The organism is Gallaecimonas kandeliae (assembly GCF_030450055.1).
Lineage (GTDB): Bacteria > Pseudomonadota > Gammaproteobacteria > Enterobacterales > Gallaecimonadaceae > Gallaecimonas > Gallaecimonas kandeliae.
Window position 1 is genome coordinate 1,517,040 of sequence record NZ_CP118480.1, and the last position, 23,889, is coordinate 1,540,928.

Below are 23,889 nucleotides of genomic sequence, written 5' to 3' on the forward strand. Positions count from 1 at the left end.
GAATTTAAAGAGCCGACTCCATGTCTGAACATTCGTCCTCTCGTCTTGGGACCTACAAACGCCTTTTGAAGTATGCCGTGCCCTTTCGCATGGGCCTGGTATTGTCCATCGTCGGCATGGTGGCCAACGCCGGTTTCGAGGCCTCTTTCCTCTACCTGATGGGTCCCTTCCTGGACAAGTCCTTCAGCGGCAAACCCAGTGTCGACAGCGCCGGCCTGCTCACCAACCCCGCCAACGATCTCTTCATGCTGGCGCCTTTGGTGGTCATAGGCCTCTTCGTGGCCAGGGGCCTGAGCTCCTTCATGGCCCGCTACGGCCTGGCCTGGGTCGGGCGGCACGTGGTGCGCGCCCTGCGCCAGGAACTGTTCGAGAAGATGATCCGCTTCCCCATCCAGGAGTTCGACAAGGCCAGCTCCGGCAGCCTCATCTCCAAGATCACCTTCGACGTTGAGCTGGTGGCCAATTCCGTCACCAATTCGCTGCTGACCGTGGTCCGACAGGGGGCCCTGGTGCTCTTCCTGCTCTACACCATGTTCAGCTACAGCTGGGAGCTGACCATGGTGTTCTTCTTGGTCATTCCCCCCATCGCCTTCGCCGTGAAAAAGGTCTCTTCCCGCTTTCGCAAGCTGGGCCTGCGGATCCAGGCCGCCATGGGCATGGTGACCGACAAGTCCGAACAGATGGTCAGCGGCAACAAGGTGATGAAGCTGTTTGGCGCCGAGGCCATGGAGTCCCAGCGGTTCGACGCCATCAACAACCACAACCGCCAACAGAACATGAAGGTGCTGGCCACCCAGGGCAGCTCTGACGCCATCATCCAGCTGCTGGCCGGTGTGGGCCTTGCCATAGTGCTGTTCATGGCCGGCAAGCTGGCCGCCCAGGGCAGCCTGACCATGGGCGACTTCGTGTCCCTGGTGTCCGCCATGCTGGCCATGATGACCCCCATCAAGCAGCTCACCAACGTCAATGCCGAGCTGCAGCGGGGCATCGCCGCCGCCGACTCCATCTTCACGGTACTGGACAAGGACACCGAAGTGGACCAAGGCACCCTGTCCTTGGACAAGCCCAAGGGCGACATCCGCTTCGAGGACGTGGTGTTCAGCTACCCCGGTAAGGACGCACCGGCCCTCAAACACATCAGCTTCCAGGTGCCGGCCGGCAAGACGGTGGCCCTGGTGGGCCGTTCCGGCTCCGGCAAGACCACCATCAGCTCGCTGCTGACCCGCTTCTACGACATCGACAGCGGCCATATCCGCCTCGACGGCGAGGATCTGCGCGACTACCGGCTGCGGGATCTGCGCCGCCAGTTCGCCGTGGTCAGCCAGCAGGTCTACCTCTTCAACGACAGCATCGCCGCCAACATCGCCTACGGCATGGAAGGGGAGGTGAGCCGCGAGGCCATCATCCAGGCCGCCACCAGGGCCCACGCCATGGAATTCATCGAGCGGATGCCAGAAGGCCTCGACACCGTCATCGGCGAGAACGGCGTCATGCTCTCGGGTGGCCAGCGCCAGCGCATCGCCATAGCCCGGGCCCTTTTGCGGGACGCGCCGCTCCTTATCCTCGACGAGGCCACCTCGGCCCTCGACACCGAGTCAGAGCGCCATATCCAGGCGGGCCTGGAAGCCTTGCAGCAGAACCGCACTTCCCTGGTCATAGCCCACCGGCTCTCCACCATCGAGAAGGCCGACCAGATCCTGGTGCTGGACCAGGGCGCCATCATAGAGCAGGGCAGCCACGAGCAGCTGCTGGCCAAAGACGGTGCCTACGCCGGCCTCTATAAGATGCAGTTCGGCAACTGATGGACTTCTGGTACCAGAAGGCCGGCTGGCAGGCCTGGCTGCTGTCGCCCCTGACCGGCCTCTTCTGGCTGGTCTCGGCCCTGCGCCGCCTGCTGTTCCGCCTGGGCCTGAAAAAGGTCTACAGAGCGCCGGTACCGGTCATCATCGTCGGCAACCTGTCGGTGGGGGGCAATGGCAAGACCCCGGTGGTGCTGGCCCTGGCCGAAAGCCTCAAGGAAGCCGGCCTCAAACCCGGCCTTATCGCCCGCGGCTACGGCGCCAAGGGGCCTTTCCCGGCCCTGGTTAAGGCGGACAGCCCGGCGGCGGCGGTTGGTGACGAGGCGCGGCTGCTGGCCAAGCGCAGCGGCCTTCCCATGGCGGTGGGGCCCGACAGGCGCGCCGCCATAGAGTTGCTGCTGGCCGACCAGGATGTCGATGTGATCATCAGCGACGATGGCCTCCAGCATTACGCCCTGTCCAGGGACATCGAGATAGTGGTGATGGACGGCGAGCGGCGCCTCGGCAACGGCTGGCTGCTGCCGTCCGGACCCTTGCGAGAGGGGGCTTGGCGGCTGGACAAGGTGGATTTCGTGGTGGTCAACGGCGGCATGGCCGGCCCTGGCCAGTACGCCATGACCCTCAACCAGGGCCTGCCCAAACGGGTGGCGGACGATGTGGAGCTGCCCTGGGAGCAGCTGCCTGCCAGGGTCAAGGCGGCGGCCGGCATCGGCAACCCGGGGCGCTTCTTTGCCAGCCTTGCCCAGCGCGGCCTCGAGCTGGAACGGCGCCTCGCTTTCGCCGACCACCATGCCTTTAGCGCAGCGGATTTTGCCGGTGTCGAAGGGACCCTGCTGATGACCGAAAAAGACGCGGTCAAGTGCCAGCCCTTCGCCGCCGACTCTTGGTATTATGTGCCGGTCGAGGCCGCCTTCGGGCCCAACCTCGGCGAGGCCCTTCTCGAGATCTTAAGGAGCCGTCATGGCCTTTGATAAGCGTTTGCTGGACATCATCGCCTGCCCCATCTGCAAGGGTAAGGTCAAACTGGTTGAAGACAAGAACGAGCTCTGGTGCAGCTTTGACAAGCTGGCTTACCCCATCAGGGGCGACATCCCCGTGATGCTGCCCGACGAAGCCCGTAAGCTGGAGCTGGACGAGGTGCTGCCTTGAGCTTCCTGGTGGTGATCCCCGCCCGCCATGCCTCCACCCGGCTGCCGGGCAAACCCCTGCTGGAAGTGGGGGGCAAGGCCATGGTGCTGCACGTCCTGGAAAAGGCCAAGGCGGCCGGAGCCATCGACGTTTGGGTCGCCACCGATGACGGGCGCATCGAGGCCCTGGTCCAAGGGGCCGGCGGCCAGGTGATGATGACCTCCCCTGACCACGAGTCCGGCACCGACCGCCTGGCGGAAGTGGCCGAGCGCCTGGGCCTGGCTGACGACGCCATCGTCGTCAACGTCCAGGGTGACGAGCCTCTGGTGCCGCCGGCCGTGATCCGCCAGGTGGCAGAGCTGCTCGAGGCCCACCCACAAGCGGCGGTGGCGACCCTGGCCACCCCCATCCATGACCTTGACGAGGCGGTCAATCCCAATGCCGTCAAGGTGGTGACCGACAAGAACGGCCTGGCGCTCTATTTCAGCCGCGCCTCGATACCGGCCCAGCGGGCCCGCCTGCTGGCCGGTGAAGCGCCGCAGCTGGAAGGCGGCCTGCTGCGCCGCCACCTCGGGATCTATGCCTACCGCGCCGGCTTCCTGCGCCGCTACGCGGGCCTCGCCGTCAGCCCCCTGGAGCAGCTCGAAGCCCTGGAGCAGCTGCGGGTGCTCTGGCATGGCGAACGCATCGTCGTCGCCGACGCCTGCGAACTGCCGCCGGCCGGCATCGACACCCCGGCCGACCTCGAGCGGGTCAACCGCCTGCTGGAGCAATAAGAAAGCCGCCTAAGGGCGGCTTTTTCATGGTTGCTCCTGGCGCGCCAGAGCCTGGCCCAGCAGCGCAAAGTAGCGGCCAAAGGCCTGGCCCAGGGCGCGCCTGTGCTGCCCTTGCGGGTAGGCCCCTTCCTTGGCCGCCGCGCTTTTGTGGGTCCCGGTCACCAGATAGGGGTTGGCGATCTCCCTGTCGTCCTGCACGAAAGACTCGAAGGCCCGGGCCAGCAGCTCGGTGGGCTGGCTGTAGTAGGGGCGACCGAGCTGTTTGTCGAGGGCGATGGCCCGGCGCACATAGTCGCTTGGTGCCTGGCCGTCCTCGCTGAGCAATGCCTGCTTGAACACCTCGGCCAGGGCCAGGTTGAGGGGATGGGCACGCAGCGAAGGGCGCTTGAGCCAGAGATGGGAGGCCAGGGCCCTTGGCGGGCAGCCGGGGTAGAGATGGGCCGCGACGTGATGGTCGAAGGCGTGCCAGAACTCGTGGGCCAGGGCGCCGCCACCGGCGTTCTTGGCCAGGGCCAGGATGCGGGTGGCCGGCTCGTAGTGGGCCTGGGCCCCTGGGCTGCCCCTGGTGCCGAAGGCCAGCTGCAACTGGCCGCGCAGGCCCAGGGTCCAGGGCGGCACCTTGAGCACCCAGGCCAGGTCGGCCAGGGCGTCGAAGACCAGGTTGGCGGCCAGCTGCTGTTCCTCGGCACTGACCCAGGCCCCCACCCTGACGCCGGCCAGGCCGAACTGGTCCCTCACCTCGGCAAAGGTCCTGTCCTCGCCAAAGCGGTAATCGGGGCCGCGGCGCCAGTAGTCTCTGTGCAGTCGGGATGGGGTGGACAAGTGAGCTCCGTCGGCAAGATGCCGTTCTACGTCATGGTTTTAGGCTTATTTTTGTAGCAGCCCGGGCAAAGCTGACCAGCCTTGCTATAACTAGCATTGTCAAATGTTAACAAAAGCTAAACATGGCGCCGCTGACACTACCGCAACGCCTCGATGTCGGCCAGGCCCCTTCCCTCTGGAGCCAATGGCGGGATCTGAGCCAGCAACAACTGCAACTGGACGGCGGCAGCGTCGAGCAGGTCGACGTCGCCGGTTTGCAGCTGCTGTTACGTCTGGGTGCGGCCAACAGCCTGCAATGGCTGGCGGTCAGTGAGCCTTTGAAGAACGCCGCCTCCTTGGCAGGCGTCGATACCTTGCTTGCATTGCCTTGATAAAACCAATAGGGACATGCGATGACGACAATACTGGCTGCGGATGACTCCGTTTCCATCCGGGAAATGGTGCAGTTTACCCTGGAAAGTGCAGGTTACCAGGTCCAATGCGCCGAGGACGGCGCCAAGGCCCTGGCCCTGGCGAGGGAGCGCAAATTCGATGTGGTGATCTCAGACGTCAACATGCCGAACCTCGACGGCATAGGCCTCACCAAAGCCCTTCGCGACCTGCCCGACTACCAGTTTACCCCCATCCTCATCCTCACCACCGAAAGCTCCCCCGAAATGAAATCCGAAGGCAAGGCCGCAGGCGCCACCGGCTGGATAGTCAAACCCTTCAACCCGGACACCCTGCTCAAGACCCTGGGCAAAGTCATCTAGAGGTCCTCATGGAACTGGACATGGATCGTTTCCGCCAGATCTTCTTGGAAGAGTGCAGCGAGAACCTGGCCGTGCTGGAGGCCGATCTGCTGCTGATGGAGCAGGGCAAGGCCGACGAGGAAGTGATCAACAGGGTGTTCAGGGCCGCCCATTCCATCAAGGGCGGCGCCGGCACCTTCGGCCTTTCGGCCATGAGCCAGTTCACCCACCTGCTGGAAACCCTGCTCGACGAGTTGCGCTCTGGCAAGCGCCGCGCCGCGCCGGCCCTGGCGGCCCTGATGCTCAAGGCGACGGACGTCATCAGCCAGATGCGGGACGATGCCCAGGCCGGCGGCCCTGGCCAAAGCGAGGCGGCGGCCAGGGTCAAGGCCGAGCTGGCGGCGCTGCTGGCCCTGGAGGCACAGCCGGCGGAGACGGCCTTTGAGGCCATCGCTGGGGAAGGCCCCTGGCACCTAAGCTTCAAGCCCCATGAGGGCATCCTTGCCAGCGGCAACGAGCCGCTGCGGCTGCTGCGGGAGCTCAAGACCCTGGGCTTTGCGGTGACGGCCACCGAGACGGGCCGCCTTTTCGAGCCGGACTTCGACCCCCAAAGCTGCTACCTGAGTTGGACCCTGGATGGGCCGGCCGCCGTGCCTGAGGAGGAGATCCGCGAGATCTTCTCCTGGGTGGAGGACGAGTGCGACATCGAGCTGCAACGCCAGGCCACCGAGGCCAAGCCCCAGGAACAGGCCGCCGCCGAGGGCCAGGCCAGACAGGGCCAGCTGGAACAGAGCATCCGTATCGACATCCGCAAGATAGACCAGCTCATCAACCTGGTGGGGGAACTGGTGATCACCCAGTCCATGCTGGCGGCCCTGGAAGGGGAGGGCGGCGAGATCCAGGAACGCCTCGACCGCGGCCTGTCGCTGCTCAAGAGCAACACCAAGGCCCTGCAGGAAAGCGTGCTGGGGATCCGCATGCTGCCCATCAGCTTCGCCTTCAACCGCTTCCCGCGGCTGGTGCGCGACCTTGCCCAGCAGCTGGGCAAGGAAGTGGAACTCAAGCTGGTCGGCCAGCAGACAGAGCTGGACAAGACGGTGTTGGAGCGCATCAGCGATCCTTTGGTGCACATGGTGCGCAATGCCCTGGATCACGGCATCGAAAGCCCGGCCAAACGCCGCCAACAGGGTAAGGCGGCCAGCGGCACCCTGACCCTGGCCGCCCGCCACGAGGGGGGCAACGTGGTCATCGACATCCAGGACGACGGCGCCGGCCTCGACAAGGGGCGGATCTGGGAAAAGGCCTGCGAGAAGCAGCTACCCCTGATCCAGGGCCGCCGCCGGGAGGATTTTTCCGACGCCCAGCTGTTCGATCTCATCTTCGCCCCCGGTTTTTCCACCGCCGCCACCGTCTCGGATCTGTCCGGCCGCGGTGTCGGCATGGACGTGGTCAAGCGCAACATCCTGGCCCTCGGCGGCAGTGTCGAGATCCAGTCCCAGCCAGGGCGCGGCACCCTTTTTCGCATCCGCCTGCCCCTGACCATGGCCATACTCGACGGCCAACTGGTGGCGGTGGGGGAAGAGCTCTTCGTCATTCCCCTCATCAACATCGTCGAGTCCTTGAAGCTGGAGCCGGATTGCCTGCAAAAGGCCGGTGGCGGCGTCGTCTTCTACCAGCTTCGCCAGCAGACCTTGCCGGTACTCTGGCTCTCTGAACTGCTGGGCACCAAAGGCGAGGAAGGGTCTATGCCGCTCTTGTGCGTGGTGGAGGCGGCCGGGCGCAAGCTGGGGCTGGTGGTGGATGCCCTGCTGGCCCAGCAGCAGGTGGTGATCAAATCCTTGGAGCAGAATTTTCGGCGGCTGCCGGGGATCTCCGGGGCCACCATACTCGGTGACGGCAAGGTCTGCCTCATCCTCGACATCCCTGGCCTGGTGGCCCGCCACGTGGGCCGGGAAAGCGATGCGGACGCGGCCAGCGCCGCCTAGGAGACGCCATGGAATGCCTGACCTTCCTGCTGGGCAAAGAACGTTTCGCGGTGGACATACTGCGGGTGCGGGAGATCCGGGTCTGGTCGGCCCCGACCCGGCTGCCGGCGGTGCCTGACTATGTCAGCGGCGTCATCAACCTGCGCGGCATGGTGGTGCCCATCCTCGATCTGCGGCTGCGCTTCGGTATCGGGGCCCAGCAGTACGACGCCAACACCGTCACCCTGATCCTCGGCAACGCCGAGGAGCGGCTGATGGGGCTGGTGGTGGACGCCGTCTCGGACGTGCTGAGCCTGGACGAGCTGCAGGGGGTGGCGGCCAAGCTCAATGCCCACAGCAGCGTGCTGCCCTTCCTCAATACCCTGGTGCGCCACCAGCAGCAGGTGGTGGCGATTCTGGACGTGGATGCCCTGATGGACATCGGCAGGGTTCCCTGCCTGGAGGACGAGGATGCGGCCTGAACTCCTGACCTTCCAATGTGCCGACCAGCTCTTTGCCCTGCCCATCGAAGTGGTGCGGGAGATCCGCGGCTGGCAGAAACCGCGCAAGGTGCCGGACGCGCCACCTCAGCTGTTGGGGTTGATGATGCTGCGCGAGCAGCCCATGCCGGTGCTGGATCTGGGGGCCCGCCTGGGCCTGGGTCCCACCCGCCTCGAGCCCACCACAGTAGTGATAGTGGTGCAGCAGGGGGATTCGCCCCTGGGGCTGGTGGTGGATGCCGTCGCCGACGTGCTGCAGCCGGAGACAGGGCAGATCAAGGCGCCCCCGCCCATGGGCCGGCACCTCGATCAGGGTTTCCTTTGCGGGGTGATGGAACTGGAAGACAGCCTGCTGCTGCTACTGGACGTCAATCACCTCTTTGATCTGGAAGAGGTTTTCTCACTGATAGACAACGCTTTCTCGAAGGAGGAGAGCCACTCATGACCAATCCAATGCGCAAGTTGGGGCAGTTCTTCTCCAGGCAGAGCGGCCGTCTGGGAGCCAGGTCTGACGATACCCAGGGGATCAGCAAGGCCCACCTCAAGGCGGCCCTGGATGCCACCCAGACCGCCATGATGATCGTCGACCGCGATCTCAGGATCACCTACTTCAACCACCAGAGCCTGGTGCTGTTCAAGACCCACGAAGCGGTGTTCCAATCCATTTGGCCCGACTTCAGGGCCAGCAACGACTACCTGATGGGGCGCTGCATCGATGGCTTCCACAAGAACCCCGCCCACCAGCGCCAACTGCTGAGCGATCCCCGCAACCTGCCCTACCAGACCGACATCAAGATAGGGCACCTCAAGTTGCAGCTGACGGTGGGGGCCATCATGGATGGTGACGGCCGCCATGTGGGCTCCAGCCTGGAGTGGGCGGACGTCACAGGCCAGCGCCAGCAGGAGGCGGATATCGCCCGGCTGCGCTCCACCGTCGACCAGGCCCAGACCGCCATCGTCACCATAGACCGCGACTTCAAGATCACCTACGTCAACGAGTCCTCCCTGGCCTTGTTCCGCGAGCAGCAGGGGCATTTTCGCAAGGTCTGGCCCAACTTCCAGGCCGAGGAAGCCTGGCTGCTGGGACGCTGCATCGACGAGTTCCACAGGAGGCCAGAACACCAGCGCCAGCTGCTGGCCAACCCGGACAACCTGCCCTACTGCACCGACATCCTGATCGACGGCATCGCCATAGAGCTCAATGTCTCGGTGATCCGCGACGGCGCCGGCACCTACATCGGCAACACCCTGGAATGGCGTAACGTCACCGACGAACGGACCCGCCAGCTGGAGGTGGGCCGCCTGGCCTCGGCGGTACAGGGCATGACCACCAACCTGATGATGGCGGATCTCGACGGCCGCATCGTCTTCATGAACCCCTCCCTGGTCCGGCTGCTCAAGAGCCGCGAACAGGCCCTGGCCGCCTCCTTCCCCGGCTTTGCCGTGGACAGGCTCATCGGCGAGAACATAGACCGCTTCCACAAGGATCCCAGCCACCAGCGGGGCATCATAGGTGATCCGTCCAAGCTGCCCCACAGCGCCAATATCGCGGTGGGGGAGCTGGAATTCGAACTGACCGTCATCGCCATGAAGGATGAAAAAGGCACCCACATCGGCACCGCAGTGCAGTGGCTGGATATCACTGAAGTGCAGGACGCCCAGCGCCAGGTGGCGGCCCTCATCGCCAAGGCCACCGACGGCGAACTGGCCGAGCGCATCGACGTCAGCCGTTACCAGGGCTTCATGCGGAACCTGGGCCAGGGCATCAACAGCCTGCTGGAAGCCATGGTCGGCCCCATGAGCGAAAGCATCCAGGTGATGAGCGCCATGGCCAGCGGCGACCTCAACCAGAGCATGTCGGACAGCTTCGGCGGCGAGTTCGGCCGCCTGGCCAACGCCGTCAACACCAGCATCGCCAACCTTAAGGACATGGTGGCCCAGATCAACGGCGCCGCCGCCAAGGTCACCAACGCCTCCACCGAGATAGCCCAGGGCAACAACGATCTCTCCCAGCGCACCGAGGAGCAGGCGTCCAGCCTGGAGCAAACGGCGGCCAGCATGGAGGCCCTGGCGACCCAGGTCAAATCCAGCGCCGACAACGCCCGCCAGGCCAATAACCAGGCCCAGGAGGCCATGACCAGGGCCAAGGACGGCGGCGCCGTTGTAACCCAGGCGGTGCAGGCCATGACCGAGATCGAGAGCGCCAGCCGCAAGATAGCGGACATCATCGGCGTCATCGACGAAATAGCCTTCCAGACCAACCTGCTGGCGCTGAACGCCGCCGTGGAAGCGGCCAGGGCCGGGGAGCAGGGCCGGGGCTTCGCGGTGGTGGCCTCTGAGGTGCGTAACCTGGCCCAGCGCAGCGCCGGCGCCGCCAAGGAGATCAAGGCCCTGATCCAGGACTCGGTGGCCAAGGTCTCCCAAGGCTCCAAGCTGGTGGGGGATTCGGGCACCCGCCTCAGCGAGATAGTCGCCTCAGTGGAAGAAGTCACCAAGCTGATGAAGCAGATCGACGTCGCCAGCCAGGAGCAGGCCACCGGCATCGACGAGGTCAGCCGCGCCGTCACCCAGATGGACGAGATGACCCAGCAGAACGCCGCCCTGGTGGAGCAGGCGGCCGCCTCTTCAGAGTCGCTCCTCGACGAGGCGCGCCAGCTGGTGCAGCTGATGGCCTTCTTCAACGGCGAGGAGGTGCAACAGCAGAGAGCCCCGGCCGCCAAGGCCAAGAGCCCGCGCAAGGCCAAGGGCCGGCTGGCCGACGAGGGTGAAGAGTGGGAGTCCTTTTAAACCCACCCGAAGGCTTCGCCTTCACGGCGGCCGACTTTGCCTTTATCCGGCAACGGATCTTCGCCCTGGCGGGGATCCGCTTGCTGGACCACAAGGACAAGCTGGTCTACAGCCGCCTCAGCCGGCGTATCCGCGAGCTGGGGCTGCACAGCTTTGCCCAGTACTGCCAGCTGCTGGAGCGCCAGCCGGCGGAGCAGACCCACTTCGTCAACGCCTTGACGACCAACAAGACCCAGTTCTTCCGTGAACAGCATCATTTTGCCTTCCTGGCCGAACTGGCCGAGCGCCACCCGGCGCCGCTGCGGCTCTGGTCGGCCGCCTGCTCGACGGGGGAAGAACCCTATTCCATCGCCGCCCAGCTGGTGGCCCTGGGGCGCCACCAGGACAAGGTGCTGGCCACGGATCTCAACACCCAGGTGCTGGCAGCGGCAGAGGCCGGCCTTTACGACCTGGGTGATGCCGCCGCCATACCGCAAGCCATACGCCACAGCGGCTTCCTCAAGGGCAAAGGCGCCCAGGCCGGGTGGATGAAACCCCGCCAGGCGGTCAGGGCGCTGGTCAGCTTTCGGCGCCTCAACCTGATGGACGACTGGCCCTTTCGCGAGCCTTTCGACGTCATATTCTGCCGCAACGTCATGATTTATTTTGATAAAGCGACCCAGTCCAAGCTGCTGGGGCGCTTTCGCCAACATCTGCGAGCCGGCGGCTACCTGCTGCTGGGCCATGCCGAGGGCATGGACAAGGGCCAGCCGGGCTACCGCTCCCTGGGCCACACCATCTGGGAAGCCGTATGAGCCTGGCCTGCAACCGTTTCTTCGACCCCAGCCGCGAGCGCACCATGGTCAAGGTGCTGCCGGGGCAGTATTTCGTCACCGGCGGCGAGGAGCTGCTGGCCACCACCCTGGGCTCCTGCGTCTGTGCCTGCGTCTGGGATCCCCTGGCCCGCATCGGCGGCCTCAACCATTTCATGTTGCCAGAAGGCAATCCCGACACCCTGTCCCAGGCCAACCGCTACGGCACCCATGCCATGGAGAGCCTGATCAACGGCCTGCTGGCCCTGGGGGCCCACCGCGACCGGTTGCTGGCCAAGCTCTTTGGCGGTGCCCGCGTCTTCGGTGAAGGCTCTGTGGGGGACATGAACATCGATTTTGTGCGCCGCTTCGTGGCCAGGGAAGGCTTGCAGGTGGTGTCGGAATGCCTGGGGGGCCAGCTGGCCCTCAAGGTGCTGTTCGAGCCCCAGGACGGCCGGGCCTGGGTCAAGCGGCTCAAACAGCTGCCCAACGACACCCTGATCCGGCGCGAGGTGCGGCTGGCCAATGCCATAGCCCAGGAGACCAGAGTGGAGCTGTTCAAATGACCCGGGTGCTGGTGGTGGACGACTCGCCGTTGATGCGGGCCCTGATCAGCGACCTGCTGGCCCGGGATCCGGAGCTGGAGGTGGTGGGCAGCGCCGCCGACCCCTATGAGGCTCGCGACGCCATCAAGGCACTGAAACCCGATGTGCTGACCCTGGACATCGAGATGCCGAAGATGAACGGCCTGGCCTTCCTCAAGAACCTGATGCGCCTGCATCCCCTGCCGGTGGTGATGGTCTCGACCCTGACCCAGCACGGGGCCGAGGTCACGCTCCAGGCCCTGGAGCTGGGGGCCGTGGACTATGTGCCCAAGCCCGCCAGCGCCACAGGGGCCCTGGCGGCCTATGGTGAGTTGCTCAGGGAAAAGGTGAAGGTGGCGGCCTCGGCCCGGCTGCAGCAGCCGGGGGCCCCCAAGGCGCCGAGGGTGCAGGGCGTCAACGTCGGCCGCCTGGAGGCCATCCTCATCGGCGCCAGTACCGGCGGAACAGAGGCCGTCAAGCGGTTGCTCTGCCAATGGCCGGCCACCATGCCACCGATCCTGGTGGTGCAGCACATCAGGCCCTTCTTCTCCAGCGCCTTCACCCGCACCTTGGACAGCCTGACGCCGCTCAAGGTGCAGGAGCTGGAGAAGGAGCAGCCCCTGCTGCCGGGAGAGGTGTGGGTGGCGCCGGGAGACAGGCACATGCGCCTGGTGCGGCGGGCCGGCCGCCTCTATGCCCAGGCTTTCGACGGTGAGCCGGTCGGCCGCCACAGGCCGGCGGTGGACGTCTTGTTCGAGTCCGCTGCCCAGGCGGGGGCGGGGGAGATGCTGGCCCTGCTGCTGACCGGCATGGGCCGGGACGGGGCCGCCGGCATGAAGGCCTTGGCGGAGGGCGGCGCCACGACCTGGGTGCAGGACGAGGAGAGCGCCGTGGTCTGGGGGATGCCGAGGGTCGCCTGGGAGAACGGGGCGGCCCAGCGCAAGCTGGGGCTGGACGCCCTGGCCATGGAGACCATGAAGCTGCTGGCGTCCTAGAAGAGTTCCACCTCCTCTTCGTCCATCGGCGCCTGGACCTCGGGCGCCTTTTCCATGGCCATGGCGGCCTGGACCTGGGCCAACATGGTCTTGAGCCTTTCCTCCAGTTCCCGCAGATCCCCTTCAGTTTCCCTCAAGGTTTCGGCCCCTTGCTCGATAAGGCGGGTAAAGAAGTCCTCCTGCTGTTCGTTGAGCTCCAGCACATGGAAGCTCAGGCGGATCTCGTTGTTGAGCTTGCTGATCAGGGCATCGAGGCGGCCGTCGTACTGGCGTATGGTGCTGGCCAGGTCGCCCATGGAGCCCTGCAAAGCGTCCACCATCAGCTTCATGGTGCGCTGGCGGTGCAGATCCCGCCACTTGGCCTCCATGCCTTCCACCAGCACCGCCACCACGTCCCGCAGCTTGCCGGCCTCGGCTTCCTCTAGGGGCATGGCCTTGACCAGGAAGGAGACATGCTGGTCGTTGACCATCAGCCGCTGGCCGAAAGGGTAGAGCCGGCCCTGGCCTATCAGGAGGTCGAAGATGTTCTGCTCCAAAGGGCTGACCGGCTGATGGCCCTGGCCGAAGAAGTGCAGCCCCTGGTGGTGGAAGCAGAGGGTGGCCTTGAACTGGAAGAAGTCGGCGGCGGCGAAGAAGAGATCCGCCAACTGCTCCTCGTCCTGGCAGGCCATCAATTTCTTGAAAAACTGGGTGATGAAGCCGTACTGGGAGGCCTCCTTCATGGAGGCGAAGGCCATGGCCCTGGAACGGGCTTCCCGTTCGCTAAGCTGCTGCTTGCTGGCCAGGTACTGGCTGCAGTGCTCCAGGCGGGCCTGGAACTCGGCCAACGCGAAAGGCTTGGCGATGAAATCGGCGGCCCCTGCCTGCCAGGCCTGCAGCCGTTCTTCCAGGCTGTTGTGCCCTGAGACGAAGATGATGGCCCTGTCTTCCGCCGCCAGTTCCTCGGCTATCTGGACGCCATCGCCATCCGGCAGCTCCAGGTCCAGCAGCAGTATGTCGGGATGCTCCTGCTCGCAGTAGGCCAGGGCTTCGGCCTTGCTGCCGGCCTGGCCCAGCTTGGCCACCTGGCCTTCCAGCAAGTCCTGAATGAGCTGCCGATACTGGGGGTCGTCGTCTATCACGAGGATATGGTTGTCCATGTCATTCCTTAGGGCGTAGCAGTTGGACCAGGGCGCGCAGCAGATCGGTGCGGCTTACCGGTTTGGCCAGGCGGGGCAGGGAGGCCAGGGCTTGCGGTACCTGGGACAGCTGCCCCGACACCAGCAGTACCGGCTTGCCCTGGCGGCCGGCGAAGGCCTCGGCCAGGTCGAAGCCCGTCATGCCGGGCATCTCCACGTCGCACAGCAGCAGGTCGAAGTCGCCGCCCAGGGCGGCCTTGGCGTCGAAGGGATTGTCGAAGCTGGTCACCACCATGCCGAGGCGGGACAGGAGTGCCGCCATCACCGCCAGCAGATCCTTTTCGTCATCCACCAGCAGCAGCTTCTTGCCGGTCAGCACGGCGCTGTCTCCCTCGGCCAGGACGGGCTCCAGGGGGTTGTCCTGGGAGGCCTGGGGCAGCCAGATATGGACGGCGGTGCCTTGACCGGGGGCCGAGCGCAGCGCCAGGTAGCCTTTGGAGCGCTTGACGAAACCGTAGACCATGGACAGCCCAAGGCCGGTGCCCTTGCCCCTGGTCTTGGTGGTGAAGAAGGGCTCCAGCACCTTGTCGTGCAGCTCTGGGGCTATGCCGCAGCCGTTGTCGGCCACCACGAATTCGGTGTAGGGGCCTGGCCGGGTCTCGGTATCCAGGCCGGGGATCTTGCTGCCCAGCAGCACGGGGCGGCAGGACAGGCGTATGGTTCCCTCTTGGCCCAAGGCGTCACGGGCGTTGAAGGCGAGGTTCAGCAGGGCGTCGACAAAGTCGCCCTTGTCCACCCGGACAGTGCCAGAGCAGGTGTCCAGCTCCACCTCCAGGTGGATGTCCTTGCCGAGGCTGGCCGACAGCAGCTCTTCGGCATCCAGCAGCGCCTGGTGGGCCGCCACCGGCTGGTTGGCCACCGGCTCCTGGCGGGAGAACTGGGACAGGCGGCGGGTGATGGCGGAGGCGCGCTGGGCGGCCTTGAGGGCGTTGCCTATGGCCTTGTGGCCCTTGTGCTCGGCCTCCAGTTGCAGGTCCAGCAGTTCCAGGTTGCCCTGGATAATGCCGATGATGTTGTTGAAATCATGGGCCAGGCCCGAGACCAGCTGGCCCAGGGTCTCCATCTTCTGGTTGCTCTGCAGCAGGCGGTTGGCCCGGCGGCTGGCCGTCGTTTCCCTCAGCATCACCAACTGGTAGGGGATGGCGTCCGGCCCCTGGACAGGGGAGCGCAGCACGAAGATGCTGCGTTCGGGATCGGCGGCCAGTTTCAGCTCCTGGCTGCTTTCGCCGCTGCGCGGCTGTGGCGAAGCCAGGAAGAAGCCGCCGGGAAACTGGCGGCCCTTAAGTGCTTGGCCCGGCTCGGCCAGCAGCCGGCAGGCGGCCGGGTTGGCCTCATGGATGCGGTTGTCCTTCGCCAGGATCAGCATGCCCACCTCCACTTGGTCGAAGGCGGCCTGGTACAGCTTGAGGCTTTCTTCGCTGGCCTTGCGCTCTGAGATGTCGTCGAGGATGCCGATGAAGCCGTCATGGCTGAGCTGGTGGTATAGGGGGGTGATATTGAGGTGGAGCCAGGGGCAGCCGGCCCCTTGAGGGTAATGGAGGTCTCCTTCGAAGCGCTGGCCCCTGGTCATGGCGCGGCGGATGGCGCCGGCAGCCTCGGGGCAGGCGTTGCCCAGCATGGTGGCGGGCGACTTGCCCTTTATCTCGTCCAGCTTGTAGCCCAGCAGCCGTTCGCAGGCCGGGTTACCCCAAGCGATGTGGCCTTCGGCGTTGCAGATGAAGGCCCCGATACCGCCCTGGGCGGCGACCATGGCCAGTCGCTCTATCTGGGCCTGGCTCTGCTGCTGCTCTGTGACGTCCTGGACCACGCCGAAGAGGTCGGTGACGGCCCCGGCCTTGCCGCTGCTGATGCCCAGCACGCTGATCTGGCGCCACTGGCCGTCGGCCCGAAGTATGCTGCCCAGGTGGCGTTTGCGGGTGGGGGCCTGCAGGGCCTCGTTGATGAGGGCGCGCAGCTTGGGCTGATCGTCGCAATGGAAGCGGCTCAGGCTGTCTTCCAGGGAGGTGGGGTGGCTGCGGGGCAGGCCGAAGATGCGAAACACCTGGGGCGACCAGAAGAAATGGTCCGTCGGCAGGTGCCAGTGCCAGTAACCTATCCCCAGGTCTTCGACCAGGTGCAGCAGGGTGCTGTCGCGGGACGGCTGCCCTTCCAGCAGCTGCATCCGCACCTCCTCGCCGTCCCGGCTGGCCACCAGCCAGAGGTGGCGGTCCGGCCCCTGGTGTTCCAGCACGGCCTTGTCCTGGTGGCTGAGGCTGTGGCGAAGCTCCTTCAGCCTGGCCAGGGCCTGGTTGCCGAACAGTTGGCGCAGCATGTGCCGGGTGCCGCATTGGAGGGTCTTGCCGTCCTGGTAGATGGCGGTAAGCCGGTTACCCGGTTGCCAGCAAAGGGCGGCAAGCTGTGGCGAGGAGGCTGTCATTGGCGTCCCTGTCGTGACCCTGTGCGAAGTATGGAAGCCAACCACTGTTTTGCAAAAAACAGGCCCCCGGCATTGGGGGCCAAAATTAGAAGGTTGTCACAAAGCTACGGTTGTCATACCGGCTCAGGCCAGCCCCAGCCGCAGTTTGGCGGCCAGGCTTACCTGGCGCCAGCGGCGCTTGAGGCCGGTCAGGCTCTGGTAGCAGAGCGGCACAAGGAAGAGGCTGACCAGGGTGGAGAGCAGCAGGCCGCCGATGATGGCGATGGCCATGGGGGCATAGCTGGGGCCGCCGCCGCCGACTCGGGTGCTGCCGAGCGCTAGGGGCACCAGGCCCAGCACGGTAGTGGCCACCGTCATCAGGATGGGCCTCAGGCGCTCGCCGCAGGCCTTGAGGATCACCTCTTGCAGCGGGCCTGTGCCTTGCAGCTGGTTGATGCGGTCCACCAGCACTATGCCGTTGTTGACCACTATGCCCATCAGGATCAGCAGGCCTATCATGCCCATCACCGACATGGGGGTCTGGGTCAGCCAGAAGGCCCAGAAGGCGCCGGTCATGGAGTAGCCGATGGCGGTGACGATGGCCAGCGGCATCAACACCGACTCGAACAGGGCCGCCATCACCAGGTAGATCATGGCCAGGGCCAGCAGCATATTGGTGGCCATCACCTGTTGGCCTTCGTCCTGGGTCTTGAAGCGGCCGTCCAGGCTCCAGCGGTAGCCAGCGGGCAGGGCCACCTGGTCCATCATTTCCGTGATCTTTTCCCTGGCCTCCGACAACGGCAGCTTCTCGAGGTTGGCCCCTATGGTGACTGTGGTCTGGCGGTTGTAGCGCTGGATGGCGCCGACCTGGGGGCTTTCCTCTATCTGGGCCACCTGCTCCAGGCGCACCAGTTGGCCGCCCGCTTCACCGACCGGCAGCCTTTTCAGCATGGCCAGGTTGTAGCGGGCGCCGTGGTCGCTGTAGAGGCTGACGTCGGTCTCACCGTCGTCGTTGCGCAGCGTCCTGGCCGGCTGGCCGCGCAGGGCGAGGCCCACCTGATCGGCGATGTCGGAGGCGGTCAGCCCCAGCTGGCGGGCGCGATCGCTGTCGGGGTGGATGCGAATTTCCCTGGCCAGGGCGTCCTGATCGGCGCGTACGTCCTTGAGCCCCTTGATGGTGGCCAGTTGCGGCACCAGGGACTCGGCCAGGATGCGCAGCCGCTCGCTGGAGGGGCCCTGCAAGGTCAGTTGGACGCCGCCGTTCTTGCCGTCGGAGAAGCCGAACTGGGGCCGGGCCAGGGCCGTCTTGGGCCAGTGTTCACGCAGGCGTTTCTTGAGCTCGTCCCTCGGCAACACGGCCGGCTTTTTCAGCAGCAAGGTGAGGGTAGCCTCGTTGGGGGCGTAGTAGGAATAGACCCCTGTGATGCCCAGCTCTTTTTTATGGGCATAGAGGTAGGTCTCCATCTTGGTCACCTCCGATTCCACCATGGCCAGGGGGAATTCGCCGGGTAGGGGCATGGAGATGAAAAGCCGTTCGTCGTTGCCGTCGAAGTTGTCGTCGGACGGCAACTGGCTCAGCGGCAGGGCGGTGCTGGCGGCCAGCAGTATGAAGCCGACCCAGGCGCGGACGGGCCTTTGCAGCACCCAGCCAAGGGCCTTCATGTAGCGCTTGGGGGTGGCGGGGCTGGCCGGGGCCCGGCCCGAGAAGCGCTTGGTGAGCAGGGGGATCAGGGTGATGGCCAGCAGCAGGGAGGCGGCCAGGGAGATACAGATGGCCACCGCCACGTGTTTGAGGAAGACGGTGATATCGACCTTGGCCCCGAACAGGTTGGGCAGGAAGACGATGGCGGTGGTCAGGGTACCGGCGGCCATGGCCAGGGCCACCCTGTTGACGCCCTGGGTCACCGCCTCTTCACCGGCCAGGCCGTTGGCCCGCTCGGTGGCGATGGATTCCACCACCACCACGGCGTTGTCCACCAGCATGCCCACCGCCAGCATCAGCCCCATCATGGAGAGGATGTTGAGGCTGAGCCCCAGGAAGTACATGGCCGCCAGGGTCAGGCAGATGGCGAAGGGCACCGACAGCACCACCACGGCGGTCATGGCGAAGCGGCGCAGGAAGGCGAACAGCACCAGGGCCGAGAGGGCGGCGCCGATAAGGCCGGACTGCATCAGGCCGTGCAGGGAGTCCTGTACCGATTCGGCCTGGTTTTCCATCACGAAGAGGCGCACGCCGGAGAGGGCCGGGTTGGTCTTGGCCTCGTCCACCACCTTCAGCACTTCGCTGGCCACGTCCACCAGGTTGGCGCTGGATTCCTTGAAGACGTCCAGGCCCACGGCGTAGGTCTGGTCGAAGTGGCGGCCTTCACGGCGCTCGGGCTCGCCGACGCTGATGTTGGCCACGTCCTTGAGCTGTACGGCCGGGGTCAGGTAGAGGCGGCCAACTTCGGCCGGATCCGTCCAGGTGCCGTTGGGGTGCACCAGCCACTGCTGGGTGGCGCCGTAGATGTTGCCGGCGGCCAGCTGGAAGTTGGCGGCCTGGAGTTTCTCGGCCACCTTGGCCGGGCTCAGCCCCATGGCGATCAGCTGCTCGGCCCTCAGGTCGATTTTCAGCTGTGGCTTGTCGACGCCGTAGAGGTTGACCTTGGAGACGCCGGGCAGGCGCTCCAGGGGCCGCTTGAGCTCCCGCTCCAGCATCATGTAGGCGGTGGAGAAGTCGGTCTTGCCGGACAGGCGCAGCGTCAGCACCGGCATGTCGTTGGTGGAGAACTGGAACACGAAGACCCTTTGCACGTCCCGCGGCAGCAGGTCACGGATGCTGTCCAGCTTCTCCCTGGCCTCGATGCTCTTGGCGTTGACGTTGGTGGCCCAGTCGAACTGCAGATCGACGTTGGCGCCGTCGCTGTTGGACCAGGAACGCATCTCCTTGACCCCGGACAGGGTGGCCAGGGCTTCCTCTATGGGTCTGGTGATGTTGTCCTCCACCTCCTGGGGGGTGGCGTTGGCGTAGGGGACCTGGATCGTTATCTCGGGGATCTCGATGCCGGGCCACATCTCCAACTGCAACCAGCGCGAGGCCAGCACCCCCATCACCAGCATGGACAGGCTCAGCATCAGTACCGTGACGGGGCGCTTGAGGGAGGCCCTTGCCAGGCGGGCGGCGGCGTTATTCATGGGCGGCCTCCCTTCCGGTCAGCTTCAGCAGCACCGGCAGCACCACCAACGTCAGCAAGGTGGCGAACACCAGGCCGGACATGACGGCGATGGCCATGGGGGCCCGCACTTCGGCCCCTTCACCCAGGCCGAGAGCCATGGGCAGCAGGCCCAGCACCGTGGTCAAGGTCGTCATGACGATGGGCCTCAGGCGGCTCTCGGCCGACTCGGCGATGGCGTCCAGCAGGTGCTGGCCCTCGGCCCGCAGCTGGTTGACCCTGTCGATGAGGACTATGGCGTTGTTGACGACTATGCCGGCCAGCATGATGAGGCCGATGAAGACCACCACCGACAGCGGTGTGCCGGTCAGCCAGAGCCCCAGCACGGCGCCGGCACCGGCGAGCGGCACAGTCACCAGGATCAGCAGCGGCTGGATGAAGGACTCGAACTGGGAGGCCATCACCAGGTAGACCAGGAAAATGGCCACCAGCAGCGCCACTTCCAGGGAGCCGAAGGCCGCTTCCCGTTCGCCGCTCTGGCCGGCCAGTTCTACCCGCACGTCCGGCGGCAGCTTGAGGGAGGCCAGCATGGCCTTGGCGTCGGCCTCGGCGCCCTTGAGGTCGCCAAAGGCGATGGCGGCATCCACCAGGGCCACGCGGGACTGGTCGACGCGGGTGATTTCAGAGGGCCCCATCCGCTCCTTGACCTTGGCCACGGCGGACAGCGGCAGGTTGGGGGTGATCCAGAGGCCGGCGAGATCCGCTATCTCGTCGCGGTGGGCGTCGTCCAGGCGCACCAGCATGTCGATCTTGCGGTCGTCCAGCTGGTAACGGGAGGCCAGGGTGCCACGCACCTTGTTGGCGATGCGTTTGCCCACCTGGGGGGCGGTGAGACCGAGGCTCGCCAGGCGGGCCTGGTCGAAGTCCACGGTCAGCTCCGGCTGGCCGCTGCCCGAGCCGGCCTTGATGTCGGTAAAGCGGGGGCGGCTTTCCAGACCGGCCGCCACCAGGCGGGAGGCGGTCGCCAGGCTGTCCAGGTTATGGCCGCTGATCTCCACCTCTAGGTCCTGGTCGAAGGTGAACAGGGCCGGGCGCTGGAACTGGCCCTCGACGCCGGGCTGGTTCTTCAGCGCCTGGCGCAGCACCTCGGTCACGGCCATCTCGTCGCTGGCGTGCTTGAGCACTATGTTGAGGCGGCCTTGGTTGGGCCTGTTGTCCGCCGCCCCCTGGTTGGCCAGCAGGGCGCCGCCGGCCTGGCTGTAGGCGTGGGCAATCCGGGGATCCTGGTTGATGGCCTTGGCCAGCTGGTCCAGCGCCTGATCGGTTTCCTCGAGGCGGGAGCCGGGGGGCAGGGTGACGTCCAGGAAGAATTCCCCCTGGGCCAGGTTCGGCAGCAGCGTCATGGGCAGGCGGGTGGCCAGCAGCCCGGATGCGGCCACCACCAGCACCATGATGCCGAGGGTGGTCCAGGGCCTGGCCAGGGCCTTGGGCAGCAGCCGCTGGTAGCTGCCTTGCAGGCCGCCAAAGCCCTTGCCGAAGAGCCAGGCGGCGGGTTTGAGCAGTAGCCCAAAACCACGGCCAAGCTGGTGCCAGCACCAGTAACAGGCCGCCAGCAGCCACATCAGCGGCAGGGCGCGGCGACGCAGGGGGGCCGCTTCTACACGGGCCTGTTCGGCCTTGCCGCGGGCCGCCAGCATGGGAATGAGGCTAAGGGCCACCAGCAGGGATATCGACAGCGCGAAGGTGACGGTCAGGGCCTGGTCGCGGAACAGCTGGCCGGCGATGCCCTCGACGAAGACCAGGGGTACGAACACCGCCAGGGAGGTGAGGGTGGAGGCGGTGATGGCGCCGGCCACTTCCACGCCGCCCTTGTGGGCCGCTTCCAAGGGGCTCAGCCCCTGGGCGCGGTAGCGGGCGATGTTCTCCAGCACCACTATGGCGTTGTCCACCAGCATGCCCACGGCCAGGGCCAAGCCGCCGAGGGACATGATGTTGAGGCTGACGGTCTGGGACAGCATCAGGTTGAAGGTGGCGATGACCGACACAGGTATCGCCAGGGAGATGATGGCGGTGGCCTTGAAATCCCTAAGGAAAAGGTAGAGCACCAGCATGGCCAGGAGGCCGCCGAGCCAGGCCGAGCTCATCACCTCGTCGATGGCGTGTTCGATGAAGCTGGACTGGTCGTAGAGCAAGGTCAGCTTGGCGCCGGGGGGCAGCATCTTGTTGAGGCGGGGCAGGGCGGCCTTGACCGCCTTGGCCATGGCCACGGTGTTGGCGTCCCCTTCCTTGTAGACGGCCAGCTCGATCATCTCGGTGCCGTTAACCCTGCTGATGGCCTCGCGTTGCTTGTGGCCGTCACGGATGGTGGCGATGTCCTTGAGCCGGACCCCGTCCGCCACCCAGGTATTGCCCATGGTGGCCAAGTCCGGGTACTGGTTGAGGGTGCGGACCAGCAGCTCGCGGCCGCCGTCTTCGATACGGCCGCCGGCCAGGTTGATGTTCTCCTGGGCCAGGCGCTTGGAAATGTCGTCCAGGGTCAGGCCCAGGCGGGCCGCCTTGACGTCGTCCACCAGGATCTGCACTTCCTGCTCCAGGCCGCCGCCGGGGCGGACGCTGGCTACGCCGTCAATGCCTTCCAGGCGCTGCTTGAGGTCGTCGTCGGCGAAGCTGCGCAGCGCCTTGAGGTCGGCGTCCTTGGCCGACAGGGCCAGGCGCAGCACCGGATCCAGGTTGGGGTTATAGCGCAGGATGATGGGGGCCTTGACGTCAAGGGGCAGCAGCACCAGATCCAGCTTTTCCCGCACTTCCAGGCTGGCCCAGTCCATGTCGGTGCCCCATTCGAACTCCAGCACCACGTCGGAGCGGCCGGGCCGCGAGTAGGACTTGAGGCTCTTGAGGCCCTTGACCACCCCCACCGATTCCTCGATGGGCTTGGAGATCAGGGTCTCCACCTCCAGGGGGGCGGCGCCGTCATAGTCGGTGCGGATGGTCAGGGTCGGGTAGGACAGGTCCGGCAGCAGGGTCACCGCCAGCTTGCCCAGGGCCACCATGCCGAACAGCAACACCGCCAGTGTCATCATGGCCACCGTCACAGGACGGCGGACCGAAAAAGCGACCAGGCTGTTCATCCTGCAATGACCTCGACTTTGGCTTCATCCTTGAGATGGTGCTGGCCCAGGGTCACCACCTGTTCGCCGGCATCCAGGCCTTTGACTTCCACCCAGTCGCGGTCGCCGTTACCCAGGGTTACGGGCTTGAGCTTGGCGATGCCGTCCTGGATCACGAACACCTTGTAGCCGCCGCTCTGGTTGATCAGCGCCTGGCGCGGTATCAGGTGGGCGCTGGGGTGCAGGTCGTAGCTGATCTGCACATTGGCGAACATGCCGGGCATCAGCTGGCCGTCGCCGTTGGGCAGGTTCAGGGTCAGGCGGGCCGTGCCTGTGGTCGGATCCACCACAGGGCTCAGGCGGGTGATCCGGGCCTTGAAGGTCTTGCCGGGCAGGGCGGCAAAACTGCAGTTGGCGCCTTGGGCCTGCTTGAGGGCGGCCAGGTACTGCTCAGGCACAGGCACGTCCAGGCGCAGATCCTGGTGCTGCACTATGTCGAACAGCGGCTGGTCCGGGTTCACCAGGTTGCCGGTCTTGATGTAGCGGCGGGAGATGGTGCCGCTGATGGGGGCCTTAACGGTGGCGTACTTGAGATCCAACTCGGCCATGCCCAGCTGCGCCTTGAGGGCGGCCAGCTGCAGCTTGAGCTTGTCCAGGGTGTCGGCGCTGACCAGCTTCTTGCCATAGAGGTTCTGGGTCCTTTCCAGCTCCTGGGCCACGGACTGGGTTTGGGCGTTGATGCGGTCCCGCTCCAACTGGTAGCGGTCCGGCTCGACGCTGGCCAGCACCTGGCCGGCCTTGACGTCGTCCCCTTCCTCTATATCCAGGGATTCCACCAGGCCGGAGACCCGGGCCACGACCTTGGCCTCGTGCTCGGCGGTGAGGACGCCGTGGCTCTCGAAGTGGGCGGCCATGGGGGCAACCTTGACGGCGGCGACGGAAACGGGCACCAGCACCGCTTCCTCCTTCTTCTTCTCATCGACTTTGGCTTCACCGTTGGAGCAGGCGGCCAGCAGGGTGGCGAGGGCAACGGCGATCACTGTTCTGTTCATGGCGTGGTTCCTTGACGCATGGGATACCCCTTTATAGCCAAGGTCGTGCCACTTTTATTTTTCCTTTATTTTCAGATAGATATTTACTTCTTTATTTGAGGTCTTGGTGATTTTCACCAACAGGTGGC

19 protein-coding genes are annotated in these 23,889 nt (G+C 65.6%); 13 read left to right on the top strand and 6 right to left on the bottom strand.

What is annotated here, in order from left to right; translation table 11 throughout:
- The first annotated feature begins 20 nt into the window (after positions 1 to 20).
- Genes msbA through kdsB form a run of 4 tightly spaced genes read left to right on the top strand, consistent with a single transcriptional unit; the run spans position 21 to position 3,703 of the window.
- A complete protein-coding gene (msbA, locus tag PVT67_RS07360; protein WP_301499259.1) occupies positions 21 to 1,802 on the top strand; it encodes a lipid A export permease/ATP-binding protein MsbA in 1,782 nt (593 codons plus the stop codon).
- Entirely contained in the window at positions 1,802 to 2,770 is a 969-nt protein-coding gene (gene lpxK, locus PVT67_RS07365; protein ID WP_301499260.1) for a tetraacyldisaccharide 4'-kinase, read from the top strand. The genes msbA and lpxK overlap by 1 nt, the downstream gene beginning before the upstream one ends.
- The gene (locus PVT67_RS07370) at positions 2,760 to 2,948 is read left to right on the top strand and encodes a Trm112 family protein (protein ID WP_301499261.1); all 189 of its coding nucleotides are present in this window, start codon (positions 2,760 to 2,762) and stop codon (positions 2,946 to 2,948) included. The genes lpxK and PVT67_RS07370 overlap by 11 nt, the downstream gene beginning before the upstream one ends.
- On the top strand, positions 2,945 to 3,703 hold the full coding sequence (gene kdsB / locus PVT67_RS07375) for a 3-deoxy-manno-octulosonate cytidylyltransferase (RefSeq protein ID WP_301499262.1): 759 nt from the start codon (positions 2,945 to 2,947) through the stop codon (positions 3,701 to 3,703). The genes PVT67_RS07370 and kdsB overlap by 4 nt, the downstream gene beginning before the upstream one ends.
- Before the next feature lie 24 nt (positions 3,704 to 3,727).
- On the opposite strand, the gene PVT67_RS07380 is transcribed toward kdsB, so the two are convergent.
- Positions 3,728 to 4,525, bottom strand: a complete 798-nt coding sequence (locus PVT67_RS07380; protein WP_301499263.1) for a CLCA_X family protein — start codon at positions 4,523 to 4,525, stop codon at positions 3,728 to 3,730.
- A 122-nt stretch (positions 4,526 to 4,647) separates the two neighbouring features.
- On the opposite strand from PVT67_RS07380, the gene PVT67_RS07385 reads away from it, so the two are divergent.
- The 9 genes from PVT67_RS07385 to PVT67_RS07425 are packed head-to-tail and all read left to right on the top strand — an operon-like array spanning position 4,648 to position 12,877.
- Positions 4,648 to 4,896, top strand: coding sequence for an STAS domain-containing protein (locus tag PVT67_RS07385; protein WP_301499264.1), 249 nt, complete (start codon positions 4,648 to 4,650; stop codon positions 4,894 to 4,896).
- Between the two features lie 21 nt (positions 4,897 to 4,917).
- A complete protein-coding gene (locus tag PVT67_RS07390) occupies positions 4,918 to 5,277 on the top strand; it encodes a response regulator (RefSeq protein WP_301499265.1) in 360 nt (119 codons plus the stop codon).
- Between the two features lie 20 nt (positions 5,278 to 5,297).
- Entirely contained in the window at positions 5,298 to 7,241 is a 1,944-nt protein-coding gene (locus PVT67_RS07395; RefSeq protein ID WP_336407820.1) for a chemotaxis protein CheA, read from the top strand.
- An 8-nt stretch (positions 7,242 to 7,249) separates the two neighbouring features.
- Positions 7,250 to 7,702, top strand: coding sequence for a chemotaxis protein CheW (locus tag PVT67_RS07400; RefSeq protein ID WP_301499267.1), 453 nt, complete (start codon positions 7,250 to 7,252; stop codon positions 7,700 to 7,702).
- Positions 7,692 to 8,165: a chemotaxis protein CheW gene (locus PVT67_RS07405; protein ID WP_301499268.1), complete on the top strand. Its 474-nt coding sequence runs from the start codon at positions 7,692 to 7,694 to the stop codon at positions 8,163 to 8,165. Before PVT67_RS07400 ends, PVT67_RS07405 begins: the two co-directional genes overlap by 11 nt.
- Positions 8,162 to 10,507: a methyl-accepting chemotaxis protein gene (locus PVT67_RS07410; RefSeq protein ID WP_336407821.1), complete on the top strand. Its 2,346-nt coding sequence runs from the start codon at positions 8,162 to 8,164 to the stop codon at positions 10,505 to 10,507. Before PVT67_RS07405 ends, PVT67_RS07410 begins: the two co-directional genes overlap by 4 nt.
- The gene (locus PVT67_RS07415) at positions 10,492 to 11,301 is read left to right on the top strand and encodes a CheR family methyltransferase (protein ID WP_301499269.1); all 810 of its coding nucleotides are present in this window, start codon (positions 10,492 to 10,494) and stop codon (positions 11,299 to 11,301) included. The genes PVT67_RS07410 and PVT67_RS07415 overlap by 16 nt, the downstream gene beginning before the upstream one ends.
- On the top strand, positions 11,298 to 11,864 hold the full coding sequence (locus PVT67_RS07420; protein WP_301499270.1) for a hypothetical protein: 567 nt from the start codon (positions 11,298 to 11,300) through the stop codon (positions 11,862 to 11,864). The genes PVT67_RS07415 and PVT67_RS07420 overlap by 4 nt, the downstream gene beginning before the upstream one ends.
- Complete coding sequence (locus PVT67_RS07425; protein ID WP_301499271.1) at positions 11,861 to 12,877, top strand: protein-glutamate methylesterase/protein-glutamine glutaminase; 1,017 nt, start codon at positions 11,861 to 11,863, stop codon at positions 12,875 to 12,877. Before PVT67_RS07420 ends, PVT67_RS07425 begins: the two co-directional genes overlap by 4 nt.
- Here PVT67_RS07425 and PVT67_RS07430 read toward each other — a convergent pair.
- The 5 genes from PVT67_RS07430 to PVT67_RS07450 form a co-directional block, all read right to left on the bottom strand.
- Positions 12,874 to 14,016 (bottom strand): response regulator, encoded by a 1,143-nt coding sequence (locus tag PVT67_RS07430; RefSeq protein WP_301499272.1) that lies wholly within the window; start codon positions 14,014 to 14,016, stop codon positions 12,874 to 12,876. The two genes, PVT67_RS07425 and PVT67_RS07430, sit on opposite strands and share 4 nt — an antisense overlap.
- Position 14,017: 1 nt before the next feature.
- Positions 14,018 to 16,471 carry a PAS domain-containing hybrid sensor histidine kinase/response regulator gene (locus tag PVT67_RS07435; RefSeq protein WP_301499273.1) on the bottom strand — a complete coding sequence of 818 codons (2,454 nt, stop codon included), beginning with the start codon at positions 16,469 to 16,471 and terminating at the stop codon, positions 14,018 to 14,020.
- Positions 16,472 to 16,594: 123 nt separating this feature from the next.
- Positions 16,595 to 19,624: an efflux RND transporter permease subunit gene (locus PVT67_RS07440; RefSeq protein WP_301499274.1), complete on the bottom strand. Its 3,030-nt coding sequence runs from the start codon at positions 19,622 to 19,624 to the stop codon at positions 16,595 to 16,597.
- The gene (locus PVT67_RS07445) at positions 19,617 to 22,730 is read right to left on the bottom strand and encodes an efflux RND transporter permease subunit (protein ID WP_301499275.1); all 3,114 of its coding nucleotides are present in this window, start codon (positions 22,728 to 22,730) and stop codon (positions 19,617 to 19,619) included. The genes PVT67_RS07440 and PVT67_RS07445 overlap by 8 nt, the downstream gene beginning before the upstream one ends.
- On the bottom strand, positions 22,727 to 23,761 hold the full coding sequence (locus PVT67_RS07450) for an efflux RND transporter periplasmic adaptor subunit (RefSeq protein ID WP_301499276.1): 1,035 nt from the start codon (positions 23,759 to 23,761) through the stop codon (positions 22,727 to 22,729). The genes PVT67_RS07445 and PVT67_RS07450 overlap by 4 nt, the downstream gene beginning before the upstream one ends.
- Between the last annotated feature and the right edge of the window lie 128 nt (positions 23,762 to 23,889).

Coding starts and splice junctions, on each gene's coding strand:
- msbA (WP_301499259.1), top strand. CDS start 21: ATGTCTGAACATTCGTCCTCTCGTCTTGGGACCTACAAACGCCTTTTG.
- lpxK (WP_301499260.1), top strand. CDS start 1,802: ATGGACTTCTGGTACCAGAAGGCCGGCTGGCAGGCCTGGCTGCTGTCG.
- PVT67_RS07370 (WP_301499261.1), top strand. CDS start 2,760: ATGGCCTTTGATAAGCGTTTGCTGGACATCATCGCCTGCCCCATCTGC.
- PVT67_RS07385 (WP_301499264.1), top strand. CDS start 4,648: ATGGCGCCGCTGACACTACCGCAACGCCTCGATGTCGGCCAGGCCCCT.
- PVT67_RS07390 (WP_301499265.1), top strand. CDS start 4,918: ATGACGACAATACTGGCTGCGGATGACTCCGTTTCCATCCGGGAAATG.
- PVT67_RS07395 (WP_336407820.1), top strand. CDS start 5,298: ATGGATCGTTTCCGCCAGATCTTCTTGGAAGAGTGCAGCGAGAACCTG.
- PVT67_RS07400 (WP_301499267.1), top strand. CDS start 7,250: ATGGAATGCCTGACCTTCCTGCTGGGCAAAGAACGTTTCGCGGTGGAC.
- PVT67_RS07405 (WP_301499268.1), top strand. CDS start 7,692: ATGCGGCCTGAACTCCTGACCTTCCAATGTGCCGACCAGCTCTTTGCC.
- PVT67_RS07410 (WP_336407821.1), top strand. CDS start 8,162: ATGACCAATCCAATGCGCAAGTTGGGGCAGTTCTTCTCCAGGCAGAGC.
- PVT67_RS07420 (WP_301499270.1), top strand. CDS start 11,298: ATGAGCCTGGCCTGCAACCGTTTCTTCGACCCCAGCCGCGAGCGCACC.
- PVT67_RS07425 (WP_301499271.1), top strand. CDS start 11,861: ATGACCCGGGTGCTGGTGGTGGACGACTCGCCGTTGATGCGGGCCCTG.
- PVT67_RS07430 (WP_301499272.1), bottom strand. CDS start 14,016: ATGGACAACCATATCCTCGTGATAGACGACGACCCCCAGTATCGGCAG.
- PVT67_RS07435 (WP_301499273.1), bottom strand. CDS start 16,471: ATGACAGCCTCCTCGCCACAGCTTGCCGCCCTTTGCTGGCAACCGGGT.
- PVT67_RS07440 (WP_301499274.1), bottom strand. CDS start 19,624: ATGAATAACGCCGCCGCCCGCCTGGCAAGGGCCTCCCTCAAGCGCCCC.
- PVT67_RS07445 (WP_301499275.1), bottom strand. CDS start 22,730: ATGAACAGCCTGGTCGCTTTTTCGGTCCGCCGTCCTGTGACGGTGGCC.
- PVT67_RS07450 (WP_301499276.1), bottom strand. CDS start 23,761: ATGAACAGAACAGTGATCGCCGTTGCCCTCGCCACCCTGCTGGCCGCC.